Annotated in this window: 8 protein-coding genes; 6 read left to right on the top strand and 2 right to left on the bottom strand. The window is 45.2% G+C overall.

Going from position 1 to position 6,944, the window contains the following annotated elements; genetic code table 11:
* Positions 1-153 precede the first annotated feature (153 nt).
* Positions 154-708 (bottom strand): gamma carbonic anhydrase family protein, encoded by a 555-nt coding sequence (locus P5683_RS21510; protein WP_006622592.1) that lies wholly within the window; start codon positions 706-708, stop codon positions 154-156.
* Between the two features lie 79 nt (positions 709-787).
* On the opposite strand from P5683_RS21510, the gene P5683_RS21505 reads away from it, so the two are divergent.
* The 4 genes from P5683_RS21505 (at position 788) to P5683_RS21490 (ending at position 4,126) form a co-directional block, all read left to right on the top strand.
* A complete protein-coding gene (locus tag P5683_RS21505) occupies positions 788-1,279 on the top strand; it encodes a TIGR02652 family protein (protein ID WP_006622585.1) in 492 nt (163 codons plus the stop codon).
* Positions 1,280-1,312: 33 nt separating this feature from the next.
* Entirely contained in the window at positions 1,313-1,717 is a 405-nt protein-coding gene (locus P5683_RS21500; RefSeq protein ID WP_035759996.1) for a VOC family protein, read from the top strand.
* 673 nt (positions 1,718-2,390) lie between these two features.
* The gene (locus tag P5683_RS21495; RefSeq protein WP_006622582.1) at positions 2,391-2,768 is read left to right on the top strand and encodes a hypothetical protein; all 378 of its coding nucleotides are present in this window, start codon (positions 2,391-2,393) and stop codon (positions 2,766-2,768) included.
* A 221-nt stretch (positions 2,769-2,989) separates the two neighbouring features.
* Complete coding sequence (locus P5683_RS21490; RefSeq protein WP_006622581.1) at positions 2,990-4,126, top strand: geranylgeranyl reductase family protein; 1,137 nt, start codon at positions 2,990-2,992, stop codon at positions 4,124-4,126.
* Between the two features lie 305 nt (positions 4,127-4,431).
* Here the strand turns inward: P5683_RS21490 and asnS are convergent, their stop codons facing one another.
* Positions 4,432-5,823 carry an asparagine--tRNA ligase gene (gene asnS, locus P5683_RS21485; RefSeq protein WP_006622580.1) on the bottom strand — a complete coding sequence of 464 codons (1,392 nt, stop codon included), beginning with the start codon at positions 5,821-5,823 and terminating at the stop codon, positions 4,432-4,434.
* A gap of 194 nt (positions 5,824-6,017) precedes the next feature.
* On the opposite strand from asnS, the gene P5683_RS21480 reads away from it, so the two are divergent.
* Complete coding sequence (locus P5683_RS21480; protein WP_006622579.1) at positions 6,018-6,326, top strand: carbon dioxide-concentrating mechanism protein CcmK; 309 nt, start codon at positions 6,018-6,020, stop codon at positions 6,324-6,326.
* 119 nt (positions 6,327-6,445) lie between these two features.
* A complete protein-coding gene (locus P5683_RS21475; protein ID WP_006670274.1) occupies positions 6,446-6,796 on the top strand; it encodes a carbon dioxide-concentrating mechanism protein CcmK in 351 nt (116 codons plus the stop codon).
* The last annotated feature ends 148 nt before the right edge of the window (positions 6,797-6,944 follow it).

The following is a 6,944-nucleotide window of genomic DNA, read 5'->3' as shown; positions in this document are numbered from 1 at the left end:
CTTAAGTGGTCTCGGTGAGCCAAGAATCCCCGTCTCTTCAGAGCGGGGAGTGTCAAGCTGATTTTCCACCTTCCACCCCGGCCATAACAATTTCTCCGACATTTTCATCCCTCATGGGATAACTGGTAGCCAAGGAATTTTTAGAGTGCGTCCCTATTTTAGTTCAAATCCGGTCTCCGTGCTACCTCCAGCGTGAAATCGTGCCAGTTTCTCGTATCGTTGGGCGTGGTCAATAAGTTCTGTGACTTCGGCTTCGGAAATTTCCCGGATACGTTTAGCCGGAACTCCCACCATTAGCGATCGCGGTTGTACGTCTTTGGTCACTACAGAACCCGCACCGATAATACTACCGAAACCGACTCGCACCCCATCTAGTATAATTGCCCCAATGCCGATTAAACTTCCCGGTTCAATATGGGCGGCATGGATCACCGCTCGATGACCTACGGTAACATCATGTTCTAAATGGGTAATATATCCGGGGTCGCCGTGGAGAATAGCACCATCTTGAATATTAGTGCGATCGCCTATAATAATCCGTTCAACATCCCCCCGCACTACCGCAGCATACCAAATACTCGCCCCTGAACCCACTTGTACATCACCAACCACCACCGCACCTGGGGCGACAAATGCAGCCTTAGACAAATCCGGTGGCGGAAAATGACCGACTGCTGGACAAATGGGAGCTTGATCAGGTAGGTTCATAGCTTAAACTGATGGCTGATTGATACATATACAAAACCCATCGCTATAATAGACCACTACTGGCTCGGAAAACGGTTTCATGATAAATTCTGCCTTGCAGTACCCTATTTTTGGGGCGGAGATTCGCTGTCCTCACTGTCGCCAAAAAATCCCGGCTTTAACCCTGACGGATACTTACCTATGTCCTCGACATGGGGCTTTTGAAGCTGATCCTCAAACTGGCGAATTGGTACATCTTCAGTCCGGGCGACAATGGCGTTTATGGGAGGATGAATGGTATCGACAGCATACCCATCCTGACGGTATCCGCTTTGAAATACACGAAGCCCTCGATCGCTTATATACTCAAGGATATCGAGCCACACGAGTCATCATCGCACAGCGTTACCAGGAGTTAATTAGTTCTTATCTCGAACGTAACACCCCCTGGCGTGATCAGTCTGAGGTGGGGGAACCTCGTCTCTATGGTCTTCCTGTAGAGTTTAGCCCCTCCCCACAGGTTGAACCCTGTTGGGATGTCATTAACTTTAGTCTGGAAAAGGAAAAGGGGCTCTCCCCTTCCTTATCTTAATTGGCGCTCATGGAAATAGATGGGGATAATTTCATGCACCATGCTTCTATTCGCACCGCAGATATTCATCGCGCGATCGCTTTTTATCAGCAGTTGGGGTTCTCCGTCACCGATCGCTTTACTACTGGCTACACCCTCGCCTGTTGGATGCAAGGAGATTTGGGCCGCCTTGAACTTATCCAAATTCCTGAACCATCACCACCCCCTGACCCCTTTGGAGATGAACATTATGTCGGTTACTATCATCTCTCTTTTGATTTGACTGATATTACTCCTGATTTACCTACTTGGATTCATCATTTGAGCGATCGCATCCCTTCTTTAAAGGTTCTCCTTCCCCCTACCCAACAGCTAATCAGCAACCGCGTTTATGAGGTCGCTTTTATTGCTGATGCTGACGGCTTACCCCTCGAATTTATTCGCTTGTTAAAGCCCTAATTAATGCCACAATCGCCCCCATTCCATTCCTCTAATGCTCTAAATTTTCAAAAAAAATGGCCCGCCCCCCTAAAGGGGTTGACAAGATGGGGGGATGTGGGGTAACATTAGAGTATTACGCTTTACAATGGAAATATATCCCTAAATAATTTTTTAGTCGTGCCTGCCATTATCTAAAATGGTATCATAGCCAACCCCCTAAGTCAATAGTTATCTCCCATTACTATGGCGATCGTGACAATTTGTAACAAAACTTAACATAATTGGCAATAATATTAACGGGGGAGCTTAATTTAATCGCAGATTAGTTGAACCAATTAGGGCGATGCGCTACCATACCAAGTATGGGTGCGAGACGTTTAGGAGACCAAATAGGGCTGAGATGCCTGAAATAAACTCCTAGTGGGACTTCCAGCCCTTGGTTGATTGGGTCGCATCCCTGACCATCCCACATAACACAGCCTAATTTTTGGGCTCCAATTCGAGACTTCCAATATGGCTAGTGAGGTGAAGCGAAAAATCAGGTCTGAGACTACCAAGCTAAACAGTGCTTTGGGATCATCTTTCTAAAAGCTTTGCGGGATACCGCCTCTGTTACCTTAACGGGTAACAGTGCTATCGTCGCATTGTCCGGAACCGGAAAAATGTCGCGTAAATCTATCAGAATAGACAAATGACAGATAATTCAACGCAAACCAGTAATAATGCTGTGGAGGCGGTAAGTAGCCTCAAGGATAAATTCCTTAAAATTATCAATAGTTGGCAACTGAAAGTAGGAATAGTTCTGTCCGTAGTAGTGGCGATCGGTTTCCTGTCATTTTTTTGGTCTCATATGGTAGCGGAGTTAGGGATGAAGGCTTGGTCCAAGAGTTCTGGAGCGACTCCGATTAGGTGTATGATCAGAGATACCAATGGCGATGAGTATGTCAGTTGTAGCGCCATCCTCAATGAGCAAATAGTACCCTTAGAATGCGGTTCAAGCATCTTTAACGTGGGGTGTCGGATCAACTATGGGGCGGCGGCTCCAGCAGTTCGCCAACCGAAACCTTAATCAATGTGGGTATATGGTAATTGGTAGGGGCGGGTTCACGCCCGGTATATCCTAGTAACAGATGAATGCACATAAACCCGCCATATACCTGTGATCATAAACCCGCCCTATCTCGGCGATATAAATCCGCCCAGGTTAATATAGTTAGACAGCAGGGGGAGAAGATTGTCAAAACACCGACTAATCTTTAATTCCCTGCTTTTAATTTTAAGGATAAATTAATGATTTTTGATTGTATTATTGTAGGTTCAGGTCCAGCGGGAGCCACAGCAGCCTATCATTTGGCGAAAAAAGGTCATTCGATTTTAGTTATTGATAAGGCGATTTTGCCACGATATAAACCCTGTGGGGGTGGAGTTTCTCCGATAGTTCAGGATTGGTTTGATTTCGATTTTTCTCCGGCAATTTCCCTGAAAACTGTTATGGTTTATTATACCTGGAATAAATCGGAACCCATAGAGGTGGAATTAAAAATAAATCCGATTTGGATGGTCAGGCGAGAGGTTTTTGATTACTTTATTCTCAAACAGGCTATCAGTAAAGGGGCTACAGTTAGAGATAATACGGAGGTTCTGGGGATAGAATTTCAAAGCGATCGCTGGTTAGTTAAAACCCCGGAAGATACCTACACTGGTCGTTATTTAATTGGTGCGGATGGTGCTAAAGGTCCTCTAGCCAAATGGTTAGGATTTACCAAACAAAAGAAACTGGTAGCGGGGGCGTTAGAATTAGAAATACCGACATCTAAACCTGTGGATATGAAGACATATTTTGAATTTGGTTTAGTCAATAGTGGTTATGGCTGGAATTTCCCTAAAGCTGACGGCTATTCTCTGGGGGCTGGAGCTTTTTCTAAACAACGCAAAGCACAAAATTTCAAACGAATATTAGAAGATTATGCGACATTTTTTAACCTGAATTTAGATAATGCTACTGAATGCGGACATCCAATTTCTCTGTGGGATGGTCAACAAAAATTACATACCCAAAATGCAGTTTTAGCAGGAGAAGCCGCCTGTGTGGTTGATCCATTTACGGCTGAGGGTATTCGTCCATCTATTTTTAGTGGTTTAAAAGCGGCTGAAGCCATTAATCAAGCGCTAGGGGGGGATATTAATGCTTTAGATAAGTACACAGAAGTTATGAATGAGGAATGGGGTAATCAGATGATGTTTGCTCAGAAATTAGCTCAAATATTTTACCGTTTTCCTCAATTAGGTTATCAAATAGCTGTCAAAAAACCTTCAGCCACAGCGACTATGAGCCGCATATTTGCGGGAGAGTTGAGTTATTCAGATGTAGCCAACAAAGGTATTAAACTGTTGCAAAAATCCCTATTTAACTTTAATTCCAAATAATCAATATTGTTAATTACATTTAGTAGCGCCAGCGACGGTGAAATACAGCTTGTTCACCAGTCGCTTAATACATTCCCCTCACCCTAAATCTGGATCCCAGAGAGGGAGAGGGACTTTGATTAGTAGGGTGCGCCAGCGACGGTGAAATACAGCTTGTTCACCAGTCGCTTAATACATTCCCCTCACCCTAAATCTGGATCCCAGAGAGGGAGAGGGACTTTGAGAGATGATCAGATCATTTCTGAACAGGCTGTAGTCATGATGACGGGATACTTCAAAACTGACACACCCCTGTAAATGACTCTTTAAAAATCAATGGTTTGGGGAGCGCGTGGGAAAGGAATTACATCACGAATATTAGCCATCCCTGTCATAAACTGAACTACCCGTTCAAAGCCTAAACCAAAACCCGCATGGGGAACAGTTCCATAGCGCCTCAAATCCAAATACCACCATAATTCATCGGGGTTAATTTGTAAGGCTTCCATACGTTTTTGGAGGATATCTAAGCGTTCTTCCCGTTGAGAACCGCCGATAATTTCGCCAACTTTGGGGGCGAGAACATCCATGGCGCGGACGGTTTTTTCGTCGTCGTTTTGGCGCATATAAAAGGCTTTTATTTCACGGGGGTAGTCGGTCACAATTACGGGTTTTTTAAAGAGTTCTTCAGCTAGGTAGCGTTCATGTTCGGATTGTAGGTCTAAGCCCCAACTGACGGGATATTCAAAGGTGCGATCGCTTTTTTCTAGTAGTGCGATCGCCTCCGTATAGGTAATGCGTTCAAATTCATTATTGATAATATTATCAGCCGTAGCCAAGACGGAATTATCAATTCTTTGGTTAAAAAATTCCAGGTCTTCTGGACATTGTTCTAAAACCGACTTAAAGATATGTTTAAGGAAAGCCTCAGCCAAATCCATATTACCATCAAGGTCACAAAAAGCCATTTCTGGTTCAATCATCCAGAACTCGGCTAAGTGGCGAGAAGTATTAGAATTTTCCGCCCGAAAAGTGGGGCCAAAAGTGTAAACATTACCAAAAGCCAGAGCCATAATTTCAGCTTCGAGTTGACCGCTAACGGTAAGAAATGCGCGTTTTCCAAAGAAGTCTTGGGAGAAATCGACAGTTTTCGTCTCCGTGAGGGGTAGATGATTGAGATCTAAACTGGTGACGGAAAATAATTCTCCCGCGCCTTCGCAGTCGCTGGCGGTGATAATAGGGGTATGTATCCACAGAAAGCCTCTTTCTTGGAAAAATTGGTGAACCGCCGCCGCACAGGCGTTACGAACCCGAAAGACTGCGCCATAGGTGTTAGTACGCGATCGCAAATGGGCGATCGTGCGTAGGAACTCAAAAGAGTGTCGCTTCTTCTGCAAAACATAGGTCTGAGGGTCAGCCTCACCATAGACCTGTACTGTATCAGCCTTCAGTTCAATACGTTGACCTTTAGCAGGAGAGGAGACAATTTCTCCCGTCACTTCCACCGATGCGCCGGTGTTCAGTTGTCGTAAAATTGCTGCATAATCAGTTAAATCGGGGTTGAGGACTACCTGAAGGTTAGCCATACAAGACCCATCATTAACCTCAACAAAGGTAAACTCCTTCAGCTCCCGTTTAGTTCTCACCCAACCCTGAACTGTTACCGCTTCACCCGGTTTACCTGTCCGCAAAATTTCCGCTATACGTCCTTTGGCCATTTTGTCTGTCCCTTAACCCATCTAATTTTATATATACCAGCGATCGGGAATCGGGAACCAGAGGTCTGGTTACTGTTAACCATCATCACTCGGCGGTCCACTGTTCCTAAAGTTTTCTAAACCAATAGTATGTTTAAGTGCTATTTTCGGCGTAAAATTAGCTTGAGCAATATCAATGAGCGAGGAGACATTCCATGCCAGAGGCGGTGGGTGTAATTCAAACCTTGGGTTTTCCGGGTGTACTGGCGGCGGCTGATGCAATGGTTAAAGCTGGACGGGTGACTTTAGTATATTTTGATTTAGCAGAACGGGGAGAGTTTATGGTTGCCATTCGGGGCGGAGTTTCCGAAGTTAAGCCCGCAATGGAGGCAGGTATTGCAGCGGCGGAAAATACCTTTGGGTGTACAATTATTACCCACTACACCATTCCTAACCCCCCGCCTAATATTGTTGATGTTCTTCCTATTCACCATACCCCCAAGAGCGAACCCTTCCGAGTCTAACTGGTCGCTCTGGTTTAGAGTATGTACACATAGCATATTCTGGTAAATTTGTCAACAATTGTCGCTAGACTCAAGTTCAAGTGCAGCGACGGGTTATTATTCACTCAGGAGAGTTTTTGATGTCACAACAAGCAGTGGGCGCACTGGAAACTAAGGGGTTTCCAGGGATTTTAGCGGCAGCAGATGCAATGGTTAAAGCGGGTCGTGTCACCCTGGTGGGCTATATCCGGGCGGGTAGCGCTCGGTTTACAGTGATGATACGAGGGGATGTTTCCGAGGTGAAAACCGCTATGGATGCTGGTATTGCAGCAGTAGAGAAGGTATATGGGGGGGCTTTGGAAACTTGGGTAATTATTCCCCGTCCCCATGAAAATGTCGTGGCTGTGCTTCCTATTGACTTTAGCGAAGCGGTGGAAGAATATCGAGCAGCCGCTGAGGGTTTGACTCTTCCTAGGGGTAACGCACGATAATGGACAGGCTCCTTGCTCCGGGGGAATCACGGGGTAGGGGGCAATGGTAAAATCTAAGTTGTGTTACAATGAACCCTTTATTCGTTGTTGAGAGAGCATGATTTCATCTCAAATTAGGTTAACATTTTACGGCAATACGGTATAATAC

The sequence above is a fragment of the Limnospira sp. PMC 1279.21 genome, from assembly GCF_032349615.1.
Lineage (GTDB): Bacteria > Cyanobacteriota > Cyanobacteriia > Cyanobacteriales > Microcoleaceae > Limnospira > Limnospira fusiformis.
Note: the sequence above shows the minus strand (reverse complement) of the source record. Positions and strands in the feature narration are given on the sequence as shown.

Coding starts and splice junctions, on each gene's coding strand:
- P5683_RS21490 (WP_006622581.1), top strand. CDS start 2,990: ATGATTTTTGATTGTATTATTGTAGGTTCAGGTCCAGCGGGAGCCACA.
- P5683_RS21505 (WP_006622585.1), top strand. CDS start 788: ATGATAAATTCTGCCTTGCAGTACCCTATTTTTGGGGCGGAGATTCGC.
- asnS (WP_006622580.1), bottom strand. CDS start 5,823: ATGGCCAAAGGACGTATAGCGGAAATTTTGCGGACAGGTAAACCGGGT.
- P5683_RS21475 (WP_006670274.1), top strand. CDS start 6,446: ATGTCACAACAAGCAGTGGGCGCACTGGAAACTAAGGGGTTTCCAGGG.
- P5683_RS21510 (WP_006622592.1), bottom strand. CDS start 708: ATGAACCTACCTGATCAAGCTCCCATTTGTCCAGCAGTCGGTCATTTT.
- P5683_RS21480 (WP_006622579.1), top strand. CDS start 6,018: ATGCCAGAGGCGGTGGGTGTAATTCAAACCTTGGGTTTTCCGGGTGTA.
- P5683_RS21500 (WP_035759996.1), top strand. CDS start 1,313: ATGCACCATGCTTCTATTCGCACCGCAGATATTCATCGCGCGATCGCT.
- P5683_RS21495 (WP_006622582.1), top strand. CDS start 2,391: ATGACAGATAATTCAACGCAAACCAGTAATAATGCTGTGGAGGCGGTA.